This is a genomic window from Pseudoalteromonas sp. A757 (genome assembly GCF_004103285.1).
Taxonomy (GTDB): Bacteria; Pseudomonadota; Gammaproteobacteria; order Enterobacterales; family Alteromonadaceae; genus Pseudoalteromonas; species Pseudoalteromonas galatheae.
Genome location: NZ_QNQN01000044.1, coordinates 1 through 17,421, shown reverse-complemented (window position 1 = coordinate 17,421; position 17,421 = coordinate 1). Strand labels below are relative to the sequence as shown.

Annotated in this window: 16 protein-coding genes and 1 tRNA gene; 8 read left to right on the top strand and 9 right to left on the bottom strand. The window is 41.6% G+C overall.

What is annotated here, in order from left to right:
• Position 1: 1 nt before the first annotated feature.
• The 5 genes from DRB05_RS00550 to DRB05_RS00530 form a co-directional block, all read right to left on the bottom strand.
• A tRNA-Gly gene (locus DRB05_RS00550) sits at positions 2 to 77 on the bottom strand.
• 209 nt (positions 78 to 286) lie between these two features.
• Complete coding sequence (gene pgsA, locus DRB05_RS00545) at positions 287 to 832, bottom strand: CDP-diacylglycerol--glycerol-3-phosphate 3-phosphatidyltransferase (protein WP_128725210.1); 546 nt, start codon at positions 830 to 832, stop codon at positions 287 to 289.
• Between the two features lie 42 nt (positions 833 to 874).
• Entirely contained in the window at positions 875 to 2,698 is a 1,824-nt protein-coding gene (uvrC, locus tag DRB05_RS00540) for an excinuclease ABC subunit UvrC (protein WP_128725209.1), read from the bottom strand.
• A gap of 11 nt (positions 2,699 to 2,709) precedes the next feature.
• The gene (gene uvrY / locus DRB05_RS00535; RefSeq protein ID WP_010606537.1) at positions 2,710 to 3,360 is read right to left on the bottom strand and encodes a UvrY/SirA/GacA family response regulator transcription factor; all 651 of its coding nucleotides are present in this window, start codon (positions 3,358 to 3,360) and stop codon (positions 2,710 to 2,712) included.
• A gap of 255 nt (positions 3,361 to 3,615) precedes the next feature.
• Positions 3,616 to 4,761, bottom strand: a complete 1,146-nt coding sequence (locus tag DRB05_RS00530; RefSeq protein ID WP_128725208.1) for a dicarboxylate/amino acid:cation symporter — start codon at positions 4,759 to 4,761, stop codon at positions 3,616 to 3,618.
• A 210-nt stretch (positions 4,762 to 4,971) separates the two neighbouring features.
• Here DRB05_RS00530 and DRB05_RS00525 point away from each other — a divergent pair, with 210 nt between their 5' ends.
• From DRB05_RS00525 to DRB05_RS00515, 3 genes are all read left to right on the top strand, one after another.
• Positions 4,972 to 7,266, top strand: coding sequence for a carbohydrate binding family 9 domain-containing protein (locus DRB05_RS00525; protein WP_128725207.1), 2,295 nt, complete (start codon positions 4,972 to 4,974; stop codon positions 7,264 to 7,266).
• A 128-nt stretch (positions 7,267 to 7,394) separates the two neighbouring features.
• Positions 7,395 to 8,363: a cysteine synthase A gene (gene cysK, locus DRB05_RS00520; protein WP_095727562.1), complete on the top strand. Its 969-nt coding sequence runs from the start codon at positions 7,395 to 7,397 to the stop codon at positions 8,361 to 8,363.
• Between the two features lie 159 nt (positions 8,364 to 8,522).
• Entirely contained in the window at positions 8,523 to 9,389 is an 867-nt protein-coding gene (locus DRB05_RS00515; protein ID WP_128725206.1) for a transporter substrate-binding domain-containing protein, read from the top strand.
• 97 nt (positions 9,390 to 9,486) lie between these two features.
• Here the strand turns inward: DRB05_RS00515 and queE are convergent, their stop codons facing one another.
• Positions 9,487 to 10,152: a 7-carboxy-7-deazaguanine synthase QueE gene (queE, locus tag DRB05_RS00510; RefSeq protein ID WP_128725205.1), complete on the bottom strand. Its 666-nt coding sequence runs from the start codon at positions 10,150 to 10,152 to the stop codon at positions 9,487 to 9,489.
• 123 nt (positions 10,153 to 10,275) lie between these two features.
• Here queE and queC point away from each other — a divergent pair, with 123 nt between their 5' ends.
• Positions 10,276 to 10,935, top strand: a complete 660-nt coding sequence (gene queC, locus DRB05_RS00505; RefSeq protein ID WP_128725204.1) for a 7-cyano-7-deazaguanine synthase QueC — start codon at positions 10,276 to 10,278, stop codon at positions 10,933 to 10,935.
• 50 nt (positions 10,936 to 10,985) lie between these two features.
• Here queC and cysB read toward each other — a convergent pair whose 3' ends face one another.
• Positions 10,986 to 11,963, bottom strand: a complete 978-nt coding sequence (gene cysB, locus DRB05_RS00500) for an HTH-type transcriptional regulator CysB (RefSeq protein ID WP_128725203.1) — start codon at positions 11,961 to 11,963, stop codon at positions 10,986 to 10,988.
• 413 nt (positions 11,964 to 12,376) lie between these two features.
• Between cysB and DRB05_RS00495 the strand changes: the two genes are divergently transcribed.
• Positions 12,377 to 13,138 carry a hypothetical protein gene (locus DRB05_RS00495; RefSeq protein ID WP_128725202.1) on the top strand — a complete coding sequence of 254 codons (762 nt, stop codon included), beginning with the start codon at positions 12,377 to 12,379 and terminating at the stop codon, positions 13,136 to 13,138.
• Positions 13,139 to 13,204: 66 nt separating this feature from the next.
• On the opposite strand, the gene DRB05_RS00490 is transcribed toward DRB05_RS00495, so the two are convergent.
• Positions 13,205 to 14,494 (bottom strand): NCS2 family permease, encoded by a 1,290-nt coding sequence (locus DRB05_RS00490; protein WP_128725201.1) that lies wholly within the window; start codon positions 14,492 to 14,494, stop codon positions 13,205 to 13,207.
• 121 nt (positions 14,495 to 14,615) lie between these two features.
• Between DRB05_RS00490 and DRB05_RS00485 the strand changes: the two genes are divergently transcribed.
• The 3 genes from DRB05_RS00485 (at position 14,616) to DRB05_RS00475 (ending at position 16,299) form a co-directional block, all read left to right on the top strand.
• Complete coding sequence (locus DRB05_RS00485; RefSeq protein WP_128725200.1) at positions 14,616 to 15,065, top strand: SEL1-like repeat protein; 450 nt, start codon at positions 14,616 to 14,618, stop codon at positions 15,063 to 15,065.
• Positions 15,066 to 15,396: 331 nt separating this feature from the next.
• Positions 15,397 to 15,792: a SulA-like leucine-rich domain-containing protein gene (locus tag DRB05_RS00480; protein ID WP_010375559.1), complete on the top strand. Its 396-nt coding sequence runs from the start codon at positions 15,397 to 15,399 to the stop codon at positions 15,790 to 15,792.
• 45 nt (positions 15,793 to 15,837) lie between these two features.
• On the top strand, positions 15,838 to 16,299 hold the full coding sequence (locus tag DRB05_RS00475; RefSeq protein WP_128725199.1) for a YchJ family metal-binding protein: 462 nt from the start codon (positions 15,838 to 15,840) through the stop codon (positions 16,297 to 16,299).
• Between the two features lie 411 nt (positions 16,300 to 16,710).
• On the opposite strand, the gene DRB05_RS00470 is transcribed toward DRB05_RS00475, so the two are convergent.
• Positions 16,711 to 17,232, bottom strand: a complete 522-nt coding sequence (locus tag DRB05_RS00470) for a VC2046/SO_2500 family protein (RefSeq protein ID WP_128725198.1) — start codon at positions 17,230 to 17,232, stop codon at positions 16,711 to 16,713.
• Positions 17,233 to 17,421 lie beyond the last annotated feature (189 nt).

Below are 17,421 nucleotides of genomic sequence, written 5' to 3'. Positions count from 1 at the left end.
TTGGAGCGAGTAACGAGGTTCGAACTCGTGACCTCGACCTTGGCAAGGTCGCGCTCTACCAGCTGAGCTATACTCGCGTTCCATTATTTAAATCCACTTATTTACTAAGTTTCTTTAAACTTTAACTTGCTAGGTGATGCTATCTAAATTTCATTTAGATGACATACTGCCCTCTCAACACGGACGCATTCTACAGAAGTTCTGGAACGCGTCAACATAAAAAATGAATGTTTTGAATCGTTTGCTCAAAATTTATCTAAACCGCTGGGTTTATAATCATTTCAAGTCAAGAATTAGTCAATTCTCCTTTTGCAGCATAGAGATATTGGATCATAGAAACTAATGTTAGCAATGTCGCGATAGCTAAAAGTGCGTAACTTAGCATTGTCATCCACTCTGATAATTGCCAAATCAAACCTATAATAGCTAACATCTGCGCAGCTGTTTTAAATTTACCCAGCCAAGATACTGCAACACTTCCTCTTTTACCTTGCTCAGCCATCCATTCACGCAGCGCAGAAATAACTATTTCTCTACTAATAATGACAACAGCAGAAATAGTAATGAAATAATTATCATAATGTGTAGCAAGTATCACCAAAGCGACACTGACCATCACTTTGTCGGCAACAGGATCTAAAAAAGCGCCAAATGGTGTTGACTGTTCCAACTTACGAGCAAGATAGCCATCGAGGATATCGGTAACTGAAGCTAACCAGAAAATAAAAGCGGCGGCAAAAAATGCCCATGAATAAGGAAGATAAAAAACGACTGCAAACACAGGAATGAGTAGCAATCTAAATGTTGTGAGCGTATTTGGAATATTCCACATAACTACTTGGTATTGTCTTTTTTTCTATGTTCGCATGATTGCTTAAGCTTTGTCATGCAAATGATTAAATATCTTTTCAGCCATTTCAGGGCTGATCCCAGGAACTTGCTTTAATTGATGTATATTTGCAGATTTAACTCCCTGCATGCCTCCTAAAAACTTAAGTAGTGCCTGACGTCTTTTCTGACCTACGCCTTCAATCTCTTCAAGCACAGATTGCGTTCTTTGCTTTTGTCTTTTATTACGATGCCCTGCAATTGCAAAGCGATGTGATTCGTCGCGGATATGCTGGATAAGGTGTAATGCAGGTGAATCACTTTCGACATTCACCGTTTTACGACCACCATCTATTAATAACGTTTCTAATCCCGGCTTTCGGCTTGTGCCTTTTGCAACCCCTATCAGTATCGGCATTTTCTTGAGTTGCCAATCAGCGAAGAAAGACTCTGCCCTACCTAACTGCCCCTTACCACCATCAATGAAAATAATATCGGGAACTTTAGCTTCATCCGACATTTTGCCGTAGCGCTTATTTAATGCAAAATCCATCGCTGCGTAGTCATCCCCAGGGGTGATCCCTGTGACGTTATATCTGCGATACTCTCTATTGTTTGGCCCTTGACCATCGAATACGACACACGATGCAACCGTGTTTTCTCCCATGGTATGGCTGATATCAAAACACTCCATTCTTTGAATGTCTGAAAGCCCTAGCACTGCTTTTAGTTTGGCATATCGTTTGGTGATTGAGTCTTGTGCACTTTGTTTAACTTCAATACTGTTTTGCGCATTTTTATTTGCCAATGCAAGATATTGGGCTCGCTCACCGCGAACGTTACATTTGAAATTAACTTTGCGCTTCGAAACTTGAGTCAGCGCGGCTTCTAATGCACTTCCCTCTTCTATTTCGAATGGCAATACAATTTCTTTAGCAATTCTAGAGTGGTTACCCGTTGAAATATAATACTGTCCAAGGAAAGAAGTTAGCACTTCATCTGCGCCAGAATCTTTTGGTACTTTTGGAAAATGTGTTTTCGTCCCAAGTACCTTATGTTCTCTTATCATCAGTACATGAATGGCCACTAAACCGTTCTTCTGCTCATAACCAATGACATCAAGCTCTGCAAAGTTTCCTGCAATGGACTGCTGTTCTTGCATTTGCCTTAATAAAGCAATTTGATCTCTGTGTTTTGCCGCTTTCTCAAAATCCAAAGACATACTAGCGGTTTCCATTCGTTCCACCAGCGCTGAGATAACGTCCTGTGAACGTCCCGTCAAAAACTGTCGAACCATGGCAACTTGTTCTTGGTATTCTTCGTCGCTTACCTTGCCAACGCATGGTCCTGAACACCTTTTTAGCTGATACTGTAAACAAGGTCGGCTGCGTGCTCGGTAATACGCATCTTCGCATTGCCTAACCGGGAAAATCTTCTGCATTAATCTTAGACTTTCTGATACCGCAGCACTGCTAGGGAAAGGACCAAAGTATTCACCTTTTTGTTTTCTACTACCACGATGAAATGCAAGTCTTGGATGTTGGTGAGCGCTCAGGAAAATATACGGATAACTTTTATCATCTCTTAAAAGGATGTTATATCGCGGTTGATATTTCTTAATTAAATTATTTTCTAAAAGCAGCGCTTCAGTTTCAGTGTTTGTTAACGTGACTTCAATATGGTCAATATTACTGACCAATACTCGCGTTTTACTATCTGTGATATTTGAACGGAAGTAACTAGAAACTCGTTTTTTGAGGTTTTTTGCTTTACCAACATAGATAACCTGATCGTCCACATCGTACATGCGGTACACACCAGGTTCTGTTGTTAATGTCTTGAGGAAAGGTTTGTAATCAAATTCAGTCATTTAAAAAGAACTTAATGACTACTATCTATATCAATCATTTTATGGCGAATAGCCAAGTGGGTTAATTCTACATCACCGCTCACATTGAGCTTTTCAAACATGCGATAGCGATAACTATTTACCGTCTTAGAGCTTAAGTTCAAGCGATCTGCAATATTTTGTGCTTTCTCACCTTTAGTGATCATGAGCATAATCTGCAACTCTCTTTCCGATAACGATTGGAAAGGGTTTTCGTCATTGCGGCCACTAAATTGCGCAAGGGCAATTTGCTGAGCAATTTCTGGCGCAATATAACGCTGGCCAGCATTGACCGCACGTATCGCATTGATCATTTCATCGGGGCCTGCACCTTTTGTTAGGTAACCATGCGCACCAATTTGCATTACCTTGCTTGGGAAAGGATCTTCACAATGTACAGTAAGCACAATAACTTTTACATCTGGACAGTAACGGCAAATCTTTTTGGTCGCTTCCAATCCACCAATACCAGGCATGTTCATGTCCATTAGCACAATGTCAGGTTCACTTTGGCGACAAAACGTTACGGCTTCTTCACCGGTTTTGGCTTCTCCTACCACTTTAAAGCCACGCACATCATCTAAAATGCGTTTTATGCCAGTCCTGACAAGTTCATGATCATCAACTAAAAGCACATTAATCAATGGCACACCCTCTACATATATATTGGTAAAAGGAGCGAAGCAACCAACAGCCCCGCTTCCAGATGTTTGAGATTACCACATATTTTTTAAAAGCATAACGATAGAGACAAGAGAAAAATACAATTTTGATATGAATTAACTAAATAGTTAATTCATGAAAGAAGCTTTGATTATAATTTCACCGCTTTGCGATTTTTGTTTCAGCCGCTACAGCATTTTAGCAATAGCGGCTCAAAGTAGGTTTATTTACACACTTCAACTTTGCTTGGAAAATTTATCGACCCAAAGTGCAATCACACCGTCACCAGTGACGTTACATGCCGTACCAAAGCTATCTTGTGCTAAGTATAAAGCAATCATTAAAGCCACTGCGCCCTCATTAAAACCTAGCATGCTGGTCAATAACCCAAGTGCAGACATAACTGCACCACCCGGTGCACCAGGAGCCGCAATCATTACTACACCAAGCATAAAGATAAATGGCAACATTTCTGATAATGACGGTACCACCATGTCAGGAGAAAGCAACATTACAGCCATTGCACAAGTTACTATGGTAATAGTCGACCCTGACAAATGGATCGTGGCACAAAGTGGTACGGTAAAATTAGCAACCTCTTCGTTAACATTATTGGATTTACTTGCACGAAGAGAAACAGGAATAGTTGCCGCGCTCGACATTGTACCAATCGCAGTAAAATACGCAGGTAGCATATTTTTGATTAATTCTAGTGGATTTCTACCAAGTAACAGGCCGCTCACCACAAACAAGGTGCTTAGCCATAACCAATGCATAATAATCGCGGCAAGCAATACCACACCAAACGTACTTAGGGTGTCGAATACCGTACCTGCTACTGCCATTTCAGCAAAAACACCAGCAATGTAAAGTGGTAATACTGGAATAATGACTTTCGCAAGCAGTGCATCTATCACATCTCTCGCTTCGTCAGTAACACCTTTTAGTTTAGTTAAACCGCACTGGCTCATTCCAATACCAAAGATAAATGCCGTTGCAAGTGCCGTCATCACTCCCATAAGCGGCGGGATCTCGATATTAATAAAGCTCTTAAGATGAGACTCTTCTACAGCCTGATAAGCAATGCCACCGTCAAAGAACGGAACGAAAGCATTAACTAATAAAAATGCCAACGTGCCTGCAATAATGGTTGACCCATAAGCAAAGCCGACAGTCTTACCAAGCAAGTGGCCCGATCCCTTTGGTAAGCCTGCTATACCTGAAGCAATAAAAAGCAGGATTATCAGAGGAATAGTAAAGCTGATAAGTTGCCCTATGATCACCTTGAAGGTGTATAAGAGCTCAACCAACACAGTTGGCAAGTACAGACCCGCCAAAATACCAGCGACGATCCCCGCCACTAGCTTCAATATAAGAGACATAGTTACTTCCTAGCAGATTTTCAAAGGCGTTGTTGTAACATGTTTTTGGCCATGTTTGCTATTAATTCGATGGAGATAAATCGATTTGTACATTTTATGTATACATATTCGCCACCTAACGTAAATAATTGCAACCTGCCGAGAATAAATTGTTTCGATTAATTGCATATTATCTAATACTGGAAAAGTCTCTGTAAAATAATTAAATTCATGCTTAAAGCTGTAACCTACTCTTTTGTCGCGCTTAGTCTATCTAGTCAAGCATGGGCACTAGACCCAAATAAAATCCCATTTATCGATAGTTCTGCAAAAATTGATGGGATACTTGAAGCCAATATTTGGCAACGTGCATTAGAAATAGATATCAACAACATCACTTGGCCATACGAGAACCAATCAAGTCCAGTACAAACTAAGGCCTACGTATATGAGAATGGTCAATCTTTATTTATTGCTTTTGATGCAAAGGACCCTAATCCTGAATTGATCCGCGCATTTTATCGTGACCGTGACCGCGCCTGGGAAGATGACCTTGTCGGCATTAAAATTGATTCATTTAACAACGCCCAAAGCGCTTATCAGTTTTTCATCAACCCACTAGGCGTACAACAAGACTCCATTGAAAACGAACTCACTAAAAGTGAGAATGGTTCTTGGAATGGTATCTGGGATAGCGTAGGAAAAATAAACAAAGGCGGTTATGTTGTTGAAGTTGAAATCCCACTTCGAGTATTGAATTTTAACGACTCCCTCGAGAGCAAAACCATGGCTTTAGAGTTTCTGCGTTTTTATCCAAGAAATGAAAGATTGCGTATCTCCAGCATGCAACTGCAACATGCAAATTCTTGCTGGATCTGTCAAATGCCCAAATATCAGGGATTTGCTAAGGCTAAGCAAAGTAGTAACTTTGCCGTTATTCCAACACTTGTCACCAATAGGCAAGAGTCTCGCGACATTGATGATGGTATTGCAGAGCCATGGCAAGCCAACAATAATGTCGAGCCGGGTTTAGACGTAAAGTGGGCTATCACACCGGACACGACGCTAAATGCAACACTAAACCCTGATTTCTCACAAGTTGAAGCTGACACAGGACAATTGAGCGTTAACAATAGCTTTAGCCTATTTTTCCCTGAAAAACGGTCTTTCTTTTTAGATAATTCTGATTACTTTTCTTCTCACCTAAACCTTATCCATACTCGGAATATTTCAGCACCAGATTATGGCGTCAAGCTTACCGGTAATAAAAATGGCCACACTTTTGCCGGATTTATTGCCAACGATGAAAGACTCAATGTCGTTGTTCCCGGAAATCTGGGCTCGAGTGTTGTCTCATTAGAGAGAAAAAGCCAAAACATGGCGCTTAGATATCGTCATGACCTAAACAAAACCTTGTCTATAGGCGTGACATCGACGACGAGGCAAAGCGACGACTATCGCAACCAAGTTGCGAGTATAGACGCCAAATACAAGCCTACAGATAACGATACCTTGCAGGTGCAGTTAATTGGCTCAGATACAGACTATGATAGTGCTTTTGCTGAAGCATTATGTGATAGTACGCTCGTTGAGTGCGACCTAAACGAAAGTGTACTCAGAGTGATTGACGAAGATGACCGTGGTGCTGGCTATTACGTTAATTATGAACATAATCGCAAGCATTGGAAGGCATTCACCAGCTACCAAGTTCGCGATGCAGCACTTAGAACCGATATGGGCTTTATCACTCAAGTCGACTTTAATAAATTTCTTTTTGGCGGTGAGTACCGTTGGTATGGCGATGACAACAACTGGTGGAACCGTGCACGTTGGTACGCCGACTGGGATATTTCCCACAACGAGCAAGGCGAGTTATTAGAAAAAGAAGTGCAAACTAACTTTGCAGTTGACGGCCCATTGCAAAGCTTTCTTGATTTCGGTGTTGAACATAGAAAACGCACTGGTCTGCGACATGATGAAACCCGTTTAGCGATTGACGGCAATACCGATCTATTTACCGAGAATTCACAGTGGACCTACATGGAGTTCAAGCCAATGGCTGGCGTTTTCGCAGGCTTGAAATTAAGTAAAGGAAACCGTGTTGACCTTGCAAACAACCGTGTTGGTGATTTGTACTTCGCCCGCCCGGTTATTAACGTCAATCTTGGCAAGCACTTTGAAGTTAGATTGCGCCACACATACGAAAAAATGAAAGCGGATGGCGCGGAAGTTTATAGCGCAAATCTGAGCGATATACGCCTGACTTACCAATTTAACATTAATAGCTATCTGAGATTGGCAATCATCAACACGGATATTTCGAGAAACCAGAGCAATTATAACGATGATGTTGATGCGACTTATAAAAGCATCAGCACCCAACTGCTCTATTCCTACAAGCTAAACCCACAAACCGTTTTCTTTGCAGGCTACTCCGATCACGGTTATCAAGACGATGATTTGTCAAAGATAACTAAAGACGAAAAGACGGTATTTATGAAGTTCAGTTATGCCTGGTTGATTTAAATATCAACCGTTAAATAACTATTAGCTATAAGCAAATTTGATATATCTTATAGCCAATCTTTCCTTTCGTTTTGCGAAATGCGCAGTAAAGTGATGGAATACAAGTAAACCTAGATTAGGGAACACAAATGACTAAAGTATATGCAGACAACAGTCTAACTATTGGTAATACACCGCTGGTTAAAATCAATCGCGTTTCTGGCGGCAATGTTTACGCAAAAGTGGAAGCGCGTAACCCAAGCTTCAGCGTTAAATGCCGTATTGGTGCGTCTATGATCTGGGAAGCTGAAAAAGCAGGTCTTCTTAGCGAAGGCAAAGAGCTTATTGAACCTACTTCAGGTAACACGGGTATTGCACTGGCTTTCGTTGCTGCTTCTCGTGGTTATAAGTTGACGCTTACTATGCCAAATACGATGAGCCTTGAGCGCCGTAAACTACTTAAAGCACTTGGCGCAAATTTAGTGCTAACCGAAGGCGCTAAGGGCATGAAAGGCGCGATTGAAAAAGCAAATGAAATCCAAGCAAGTAACCCTGAAAAATACGTGTTACTGCAACAGTTTGAAAACCCAGCAAACCCGAAGATCCACTTTGAAACAACGGGTCCAGAAATTTTTGATGCACTTGAAGGTAATATCGATTACTTCGTTGCAGGCGTTGGTACAGGTGGCACGATCACCGGTGTTTCACGCTATCTGAAAAATGAAAAAGGCCTAAATGTTAAGTCAATTGCTGTTGAACCAGTTGACTCGCCGGTTATCACTCAAACCCTTGCAGGTGACGAAGTAAAACCTGGTCCACACAAAATCCAAGGGATCGGCGCTGGTTTCATTCCAGGCAACCTAGATATTGAGCTGATTGATGGCGTTGAATTGGTGTCGAATGAAGATGCAATAGCAATGGCACATCAGCTGATGAAAGACGAAGGTATTTTAGTGGGTATTTCTTCAGGTGCAGCTCTAGTTGCCGCAAAGCGAATTGCCGAGCAACCTGAAAATGCTGATAAAAACATCGTGGTTATTTTACCAAGCGCAGCAGAGCGTTACCTAACTAGCCCACTCTTTGCAGACACATTCTCCGAACAAGAATTAGTACAGTAAAGATAGAGCTTCATATTCTAGATTACCAAGGGGCATGACTGCCCCTTGGTTTTTTATATTATTCCTTTTAATTTCACCTCCCTTCACTACACTTTATCTATTCGCTACTCTTTTTTGACTTAGATGATTGTAAAGACCTTATTACTCTTGTTTTCTCTCATGTTTAGTAGCTTCATCTATGGGGAGAATTTAAACGTCGCCTACTTTAAAGCTGGCGAGTTTCGCCTTGTACCTGGAGAAAAGTATCAAGGAGGTTACCTATATAATAAGAAGGGTAAAAATGCCTTCATTCATGTCGTGACATTAGATTGGCCACCTTATATCGGTGCAAACCTCTGCAATAAAGGCTGGGCCTTTCAGTTTGCTGTCGCACTGCTTACCGACTTAGATTATCAAGTGTATGTCGAATTTTTACCATGGGCTCGTGCTGTAAGAGCTGCAGAAACGGGCAAAGCTGATATCTTATTCCCAGAGTATTACATTGAGGACTCAGCTCCTTCTGACAATAACAAGAATAAAACTCGCAGAGAGCTACTTGCATTATCTAACGCTTTTCCTGGTGGTGAAATCGGTTTTTTAAAGCGCAGAGGCGAAGAAGACCGCTTTGATGGTAACTTAAACTCAGTTAAAAATGAGCTTATCGGTGTCGTAAGAGGCTATCAGAACACCCCTGAGTTTGATGCTATGATGGATAACGGTGAGTTTATAACGGTAGAGGCTGTTGATGATTTACAACTGGTGAAGTTACTCGTTGGTAAGCGCGTAAATTTAGTTATAGGCGATCCAAAGGTGCTTCGCTTTACGGTCAATTATTCAGATTTGCCTAGAGCGGAGAAAATTGAATTGCTAAGAAACATTGAAAACGTGACACCGCCTATAAAGTATAATCACCTCTACTTTGCACTTAGCAAACAAAAACCACATTGGCGTGAATTGCTCAAAGACATCAATCGCAATCTCTATCAATTTGAAAACAGTGGTGAAACGCAAAGAATGATCGAAATGGTCAGTAACGAGTGTTATTAGCCTCTACATTGAGCTTAACGCCTAAGCACGCGGTTTGTTCAATGCCTCTGCTTAAACACACCGCATTTTTAGCTAAAATACGCTTAGGAAAATCACTTTAGTTAATCCCTAAATATTTGTGCACTTGAACTGATAAGCGCCAATTTTTCGCTTTGCAATTGTCTATTGCGAGCTTAGTGGCCTTGGCTTTTTGGCTGATTGGCTGAAGATAAACTAGCTTTGGCTCAACTCCAGTTTGTGCAAATAACACTTCTAATTCCTCAATGTGTTTTTGCATCGCGACAGGGTGCTTTATCTCATCGGCACGAGCCATTGCGCTTGGAAGTACTTTGTAACCCCCACGCATATTAATTTTTGGCGACACAGTAACCCAAGTGTCAGTTGGTGCGAGGATCTCAAATGTACCGCTGGTTTCAATCTGTGTGCTGTACCCTTTACTATGCAATAGCTCGCATAACGGGCGGAGATCAAACATACAAGGTTCACCTCCAGTGATCACCACATGTTTTGCTTGGTAGCTCCGCGCCTCAAAAATCGCCAAAATCTCGTCAGCACTCGCGTTCGCCCACCACTCTGAGTCAGCCTTTTTTTCTACAGTGTTATCCAATGAAACAATAAAAGTGTCGTTGGTTTCCCAGGTTTGTTTGGTATCACACCAAGCGCAACCAACTGGACAGCCCTGCAAACGTAAAAAGATTGAAGGCGTACCAGTGAAGCTTGCCTCACCCTGAATTGTTTCAAATATTTCGTTAACCTTGTACAAAATGGCCCCGTGTTTAAGATAAAGTTGTCGAAAAATACCGCGAGAAAATTGTCATTTCTCCAGCGGCCGTGTAGTATATCGCGCCCTGAAGTAAACCTCTATCAAAATCGAGGCAAATCACCTATGAGCGAAAAAGTTGTCGTAATCTATTCTGGCGGAATGGACTCTTACACTGTATTAAACAAGGCTGTCCGCGAGGGCCATGAGGTTTATGCATTGTCTTTTAACTATGGCCAGCGACATGTAAAAGAGCTACAAGTTGCCGCTGACGTATGTGCAAAACTCGGCGTTGCTCATAAGGTCGTTGATATTTCGGCTATCAATCAATTATTGTCAGGCTCCAGCCTAACAGATGATATCGACGTGCCAGAAGGCCACTATGAAGAAGAGAGCATGAAGAGCACGATTGTGCCTAACCGCAATATGATTTTGCTTTCTCTTGCTGTAGGTTACGCAGTCTCTCTAAACGCAAATAAGGTATTTTACGGTGCTCACTCTGGTGATCATGCTATTTACCCAGATTGCCGCCCAGAGTTCGTTAAAAAGATGGATGATGTTTGTCGCATTGCGAACTACGACGCCGTTGAAATTGTGAGTCCTTACCTTAATAACTCAAAAATTGATATCCTTACTGATGGTCTAAAAATGGGATTAGATTACGCTGACACTTGGACGTGTTACAACGGCCGCGAAAAAGCGTGCGGTAAGTGTGGAGCTTGCCAAGAACGCCTCGAAGCGTTTGAGTTAAACCACGCGACAGATCCGCTCCCGTACGAACAATAGTATCGAAAAAGGCCTCTGTTGAGGCCTTTTTCATATACTTTTCAAGTGCTTCACTTTACTGGAAGCGTCATACCTTCAAACAGCTTGTCGATATCATCTTGATTTCGTAATAAGCTTGCACGCTCTACCACATCTTTTGTAAGATGCGGTGCAAATCGTTCGATAAAATCGTACATGTAGCCTCTTAGAAAGCTTCCTTTCCTAAAACCGATTTTCGTCGTACTTGCTTCGAATAAATGACTCGCATCGATACAAACTAAGTCGCTGTCAGATTTTTCGTCAAGTGCCATTGATGCCAACACACCAACACCAAGTCCTAATCTTACATAGGTTTTGATCACATCAGCGTCTGTTGCAGTAAACACGATGTGTGGCTCCAAACCATGAGCATTAAATGCTTTATCAAGCTCTGAGCGGCCAGTAAAACCAAATACATAAGTGATCAACGGATATTTAGCGACGTCTTGTACCGTCAGTGCAGTGCCTTTTTGTGCAAGAGGATGGTCTTTGGCGACCACAATACTGCGATTCCAGTGATAACAAGGTAGCATGACTAGGTCACTGTACAAGTGCAGCGCCTCGGTAGCGATAGCAAAGTCAGCATCACCTCGAGCGGCAGCATCAGAGATTTGCTGTGGCGTACCTTGGTGCATATGTAGAGAAACCGCCGGGTATTTTTTCATAAACCCTTGGATCACAGGAGGCAACGCGTAACGAGCTTGTGTATGCGTCGTTGCGATGTTCAGTTTACCCTGATCTGGTAAGGTATGTTCATTTGCGACCGCTTTGATCCCTTCCACTTTAGAGAGGATCTCACGAGCAATATTAATTATTTCATTACCTGCGCCCGTAACATGCGTTAAATGCTTACCGCTACGGCCAAAGATTTGGACCCCCAACTCGTCTTCAAGCATGCGCACTTGCTTTGAAATACCAGGTTGAGAGGTATATAAACTTTCCGCCGTCGCTGACACATTCAGGTTGTGATTCAACACTTCGACGATATATCTCAATTGTTGTAATTTCATATTGCTTTTATTCTTATGATCTCTTGATATTGAGCATCAGCCCATAGCAAAACCGCTTTTTGTTAGCGAGTTTAGTGCAAAGCGATAAAAACCGCCTGTTACGACCTTATGTAGGCTAGCACATTTGGTAAAAATGAGGTAGCCAAGAGGTAGTAAATATCAGCATTTTCATAGACACACTGACTGACATTTGACCGAATAACCAGCCTGTTGGCATGCTTTTGCGAACTCCCGAGCTAAATCTGGCGACTATCTTTCACTAAAACTAACCGCTCATTTAGGCATCGGCTATACTAAAAAATAATGAATTCTTTATCTTTTTTACAGGTTATTGTCGTAAACCTGTTCAGAATAGTACGAATTCATGTAAGATTAAAAAATTACACTGGTGGTTACATGAAAGAGATTTCAGTATGTTTGTTTCTATTATAATAATGTTGATTGTTGCACTTATCGTCATAGCAGTTTGGGTAAGTGCGATCCAGCAACATAAAGAGAAACAAGAAGCAGAGAGACGCAAAGAACTCGCTAAGCAAAAACGCGTAATTGAAGAAGCGGAAGACGTCATCATGAATGGCAGCAATATTCCAATGTCTGAAGTCATGATCCGTATCATTCAGCGCCGCGTGCACGACGCTTTAGCCGCAATGGTGGAGCTGTCTCCAACTTCGAGAGAGTTAAAAAGTCGATTGAATGAATCACAAGAACGCTTGAATACTCCGCCTGAAAAATCAAATGACTCTGATTCAATTGCGCTCCCTGATAACGACAAACAAATTATCGCGCTGGTTCAAGGCATAAAAAAGTTACGCCAACTACTGCGCTCTGAACATAGTAAAGGCAAAGTAGATACTCAACTATTCGTTGGTGAAGATCGTAGGCTGGAGCGATTTCAGCTTAAAATCAATGTTGAAAGCCAGATAAAAAGAGGGCTTTCAGCGAGGACCGCAAATATGGTCGGTTCAGCAAGACAATACTTTGAAAAAGCTTACGCTACCATTTGCGCAGTTTCATACAATGATGACTATGTAAAAGAGAAAAAGGCACAGCTGGAAAGTTATTTAGAAGAGATCAGCAGTGAACTTAGAGCGTCTAACGCATCAGCGGTGAAAAAGAAAGCAGAGCAAGAACAAGACGACTTGGACGTATTATTTGCACCGAAGAAGAAGTGGTAACACCATAATTTACGTAAAAGGCTGGTCTCCCAGCCTTTTTATTACAAATGAAGTAAACCCACTAGCTTAACCAAAAGCAAACTTAACGATAAAGAGTAGTGTCAGTACCCAAACGCTGATACTGACTTCATTTGCTTTGTTGCACGCCACTTTCACTGCTGTATAGGAAATAAACCCCAGGGCAATACCATGTGCGATAGAAAACGTAAGTGGCGTCATCAATAACACAACACTGACCGGAATAGCATCGCTCATCTCATCCCAATTAATTAACTTTAGGTTTTGCAGCATTAATACCGATACATACAGTATCGCGCCAGCCGTTGCATAGGCAGGAACCATTTGCGCTAACGGCGCAAAGAACATCATGAGTAAAAAGCAGATCCCAACGACCACGGCTGTTAATCCTGTGCGACCACCGACGGATACACCTGACACTGATTCAATGTATGAAGTCGTCGTTGAGGTACCGAGCACTGAGCCCGCTATTGTCGCTGTACTATCAGCTGACAATGCCCTACCCAGTCTTGGCATACGACCGTGCTCGTCAGATAATCCAGCCTTTTGCGTCACCGCAACCAATGTGCCGCTGGTATCAAATAAATCGACAAATAAAAATGCAAACACCACACTGAGCATAGAAAGCTCAAAAATTCCACTCAAATCCAACTGCATATAGGTCGGCGCGATGCTTGGGGGCACATCAACAACGCCATGATAATCTACAAGCCCAAGCCCCCACGCAATACCCGTCACCATTAAAATGCTGATAAGCACACCACTTTTGACTTCACGGTACATGAGCGCCGCAATCACAAAAAAGCTGGCAATGGCTAATAATGGGCCGGGAGAAGTGATATCACCAAGCTGTACTAATGTGGCATCGCTTGCCACCACAATTTTCGCGTTTTTTAACGCAATTAACGCTAAGAACGCGCCTATACCCGCAGCGATCGCACGCTTTAGCACAATGGGAATAGCTTGGATCACCCACTCACGAACTTTGAAGACACTCAAAAATAGGAATAAACAGCCTGACATAAATACCGCGCCTAATGCACTTTGCCATGTATAACCCATACCAAGCACAACACCATAGGTAAAAAAGGCGTTTAAACCCATTCCAGGCGCAAGCGCTAATGGGTAGTTTGCCCATAGTCCCATAATAAAGCAGCCAATTGCAGCTGCGATACAAGTTGCTACAAAAGCAGCGCCGTGGTCCATACCAGCTTCAGCTAGCATTGCAGGGTTTACGAAAACGATGTAAACCATAGTAACGAATGTCGTCAAGCCAGCAATCACCTCAGTTCTTACATTGGTGTGCATAGCTTGCAGTGAAAATAACCGCTCGAGCATAACTAAAATTACAAATTTGAGGAACAAGTGATTGGATTTTAACACGAATCACTTTAAAACTCGGACAAAATAGTTAAAATTCAGCTACACTCTGCTTATCAACATTATTGCGAATACATATATGGATCAAAATAGCACCGATAACTCAGCAAACCATGACTTAGAACAGCAACTGCTGAATGTGCTTGAATTTGTGACGTCACCATTAAAAGCGGACGCAAAATTCCCAGATCTTCACGACAATACTCAAGCACTGAAAAAAGGTCTCTATTACCTAAAAGAAAAGTCTTTCCCGCTTGCAGCAAAGTGGCTAAGACTGGCGGCGATGACTGGTGATTTAAAGGCACAGTTCTTTTTAGGTTTGTTGTTTATGAAAGGCCAAGGAGTGCCACCCAGCCCATTTCATGCAGCTGCTTGGTTGAGTTTGGCCAGCAGTCAAGGACACAAAGGCGCCGAACAAGTACTACTTGATGTTCGCCGCTTTCTTACTACTAAGCGCTTTAGAGATGCACAATGCTATGCAGCAACACTTTACGAGCAAATTCATCAACTACAGCATATTAGCCAATAAATTAAATTTTACTCCTCAAAAAAATGTAGGCTAGGCGTAGCCAAGCCTCTCTTAAGTAAACATACGCTTACCCTCTGCAACGGTCACAATAGTACAGTAGGAAAACTACTGTATAGCAGCTGAGAAAATTTCCTATTGCTTTATTCATATTCAAATTTCGTCAATTAAGCTCTCATTTCAAAAAATCACAACCATTTGTTTTATATTGAAAATTTAAACCAAGTAAAAATTAAGCTTGAATATTGATTAAAAAGCTAGCAATTTTTCTTGCATTCACACACTGTATAAACTACTGTATACACATACTGTATAGATAACCAGTGAGACAATTATGTTACACAGCAATACACTTCTACAGCCAAACAATTCGACTTATTACACACTTAACGAAATCAATAATGTTATCGTTGAAGATGAGATCGTCGCTAGCTTAGAGTTACTTAAAGTTTTACATAAATGTCAGCATAAACAAGGCTGGACGCTACTCGTTGCGCCCGATAATGTACCAAACAAGTCACTGCTAGAAAGTGCTTCTGTTGATGCAAGCAAGTTGCTCGTCATTAGGCAAAAGCACATATACGACCTTGAGTATGTACTTAAAAGTGCTATCAGCAATGGTAATTTCGCTGCGGTGGTGATTTGGACTGATATTGCATCAGTGCAAACTATCAACAAAATGGAACTGCCGGTATCTGACGTTGCAATACACTGTTTTCAAAGCGCTTAACAAGCTACAATAACAGGATATAAATTTGTTAAAACTGAAGTTTTTATGTCTTGTTATTGCAATTCATCCCTTCCCTATTCGCAATGTTGTGAGCCGTACCTTAAGGGACAAAAATTCGCAGAGCGTCCACAAATACTCATGCGTTCTCGCTATACTGCATACTGCTTAAAAGATGCAAAGTATATTCATGACACCTACGCCCAGGCTAAACAAGCACAAAATAGTGTCGACGATATTGCTACATTTGCTAATTATGCACACTTTATAAAATTGGAAGTGCTAGAAGAAGCAGTAGAAGCTACTCAGGGGATCGTTGAGTTTAAGGCGCACTATATCGCAGAAAACACTCACTATATACTCCATGAACGGTCAAATTTTATCACCGAAGCAGGCAGATGGTATTACTTAGATGGCGAATTGTATGATACGCCTACAACCAAGGTAGGCAGAAATGACCTCTGCCCGTGCGGCAGTGATAAAAAGTACAAAAAGTGCCACGGTAGCTAAAATAGCCTGAATTAGAGATTAGATACAAAGCAATAAAAAAGCTTGAAACGAGCGAAAGATGATTAAGGGTAGCTTATACCAATTGAATTAATTCTCTAATCAATTTGAAGGGTGAAATAGCATATTAGCTTCGTTAAAAATTTCTCATTTAGAACAACTAAATAGCAAAATTTTTGCCTTGCCTATATGGATATAGGTACCTTAGCGGTAGCAGGACGCGAGAGCGGTGCTACTAAAGCTATTTCCCCGCTTCAAAATAGATCATTTACTTAATACAACTGGTATTAGCCTAGACATGAAGCTCGATAAGCGTGGCGTTTAATGTCAGTCTAGTAACGAAGCAAACAGTTGTAAAATGACAAGTTTAATACCAGGTTGTCTTAAATTCGCTCAATTTAGCAGCTAATGTTGTTACGCCGTCGCGCGTAACATACTCTGCATATCTCCCGTTGCAATTTGATCATAGAAACCAGCCGCATCCATTGCCTTTTCAGCGACTAAGGCAAGTTTACCTTGCGTACTTGCCAAACGTCTTTTAACCGCTGGTTCCAAATTTTCTACAACTTCGAGTGGAATATGCTTTTTATCATTTCGTGCAGCAAAAGGTTCTGGATTTAAATTTTCTTGCAATCGCAAGGTCGCCATCGCTCCCATAGATACCAGCTGCGCATTATGCTGACCAATAAGCATATTGTACTCTTTTGGTGCAAGCGGCTTTTGTGGTCCTATTTCAAATTGCTTTTTTAGTGTTTCTTCTGAGCTATCTTTCGCGGCAGCTTCAGATTTTGGTAGATGAAATTGGCTAAAGTCTAGTGCATCAGTTGATAGCATAGATAACAGCATGGCAAAATCGGCAGAGCGCGTCTCATGAACACTGATATTTAATGCGGGCCCTAATTGCGACTCACTGATTAAAACGCCATCAACTTGCATGTATTCCAACCGATTATTTTGCTAATTACGAATTTATCGGCCTTTTTCCGAAAAACTTTAGTAGTTTTCTTTACTTCGAAAAAAACTTTGTTATTATCACCGCCGTTGTTTAGGAGGGGTTCCCGAGCGGCCAAAGGGATCAGACTGTAAATCTGACGGCTCAGCCTTCGCTGGTTCGAATCCAGCTCC

What these genes read in the sequence shown, in the direction of transcription:
- uvrC (WP_128725209.1), bottom strand. Translation starts at nt 2,698, where the DNA reads ATGACTGAATTTGATTACAAACCTTTCCTCAAGACATTAACAACAGAA.
- DRB05_RS00525 (WP_128725207.1), top strand. Translation starts at nt 4,972, where the DNA reads ATGCTTAAAGCTGTAACCTACTCTTTTGTCGCGCTTAGTCTATCTAGT.
- queC (WP_128725204.1), top strand. Translation starts at nt 10,276, where the DNA reads ATGAGCGAAAAAGTTGTCGTAATCTATTCTGGCGGAATGGACTCTTAC.
- DRB05_RS00515 (WP_128725206.1), top strand. Translation starts at nt 8,523, where the DNA reads ATGTTTAGTAGCTTCATCTATGGGGAGAATTTAAACGTCGCCTACTTT.
- DRB05_RS00475 (WP_128725199.1), top strand. Translation starts at nt 15,838, where the DNA reads ATGTCTTGTTATTGCAATTCATCCCTTCCCTATTCGCAATGTTGTGAG.
- DRB05_RS00490 (WP_128725201.1), bottom strand. Translation starts at nt 14,494, where the DNA reads ATGCTCGAGCGGTTATTTTCACTGCAAGCTATGCACACCAATGTAAGA.
- cysB (WP_128725203.1), bottom strand. Translation starts at nt 11,963, where the DNA reads ATGAAATTACAACAATTGAGATATATCGTCGAAGTGTTGAATCACAAC.
- DRB05_RS00530 (WP_128725208.1), bottom strand. Translation starts at nt 4,761, where the DNA reads ATGTCTCTTATATTGAAGCTAGTGGCGGGGATCGTCGCTGGTATTTTG.
- DRB05_RS00480 (WP_010375559.1), top strand. Translation starts at nt 15,397, where the DNA reads ATGTTACACAGCAATACACTTCTACAGCCAAACAATTCGACTTATTAC.
- DRB05_RS00485 (WP_128725200.1), top strand. Translation starts at nt 14,616, where the DNA reads ATGGATCAAAATAGCACCGATAACTCAGCAAACCATGACTTAGAACAG.
- DRB05_RS00470 (WP_128725198.1), bottom strand. Translation starts at nt 17,232, where the DNA reads ATGCAAGTTGATGGCGTTTTAATCAGTGAGTCGCAATTAGGGCCCGCA.
- DRB05_RS00495 (WP_128725202.1), top strand. Translation starts at nt 12,377, where the DNA reads ATGTTTGTTTCTATTATAATAATGTTGATTGTTGCACTTATCGTCATA.
- pgsA (WP_128725210.1), bottom strand. Translation starts at nt 832, where the DNA reads ATGTGGAATATTCCAAATACGCTCACAACATTTAGATTGCTACTCATT.
- cysK (WP_095727562.1), top strand. Translation starts at nt 7,395, where the DNA reads ATGACTAAAGTATATGCAGACAACAGTCTAACTATTGGTAATACACCG.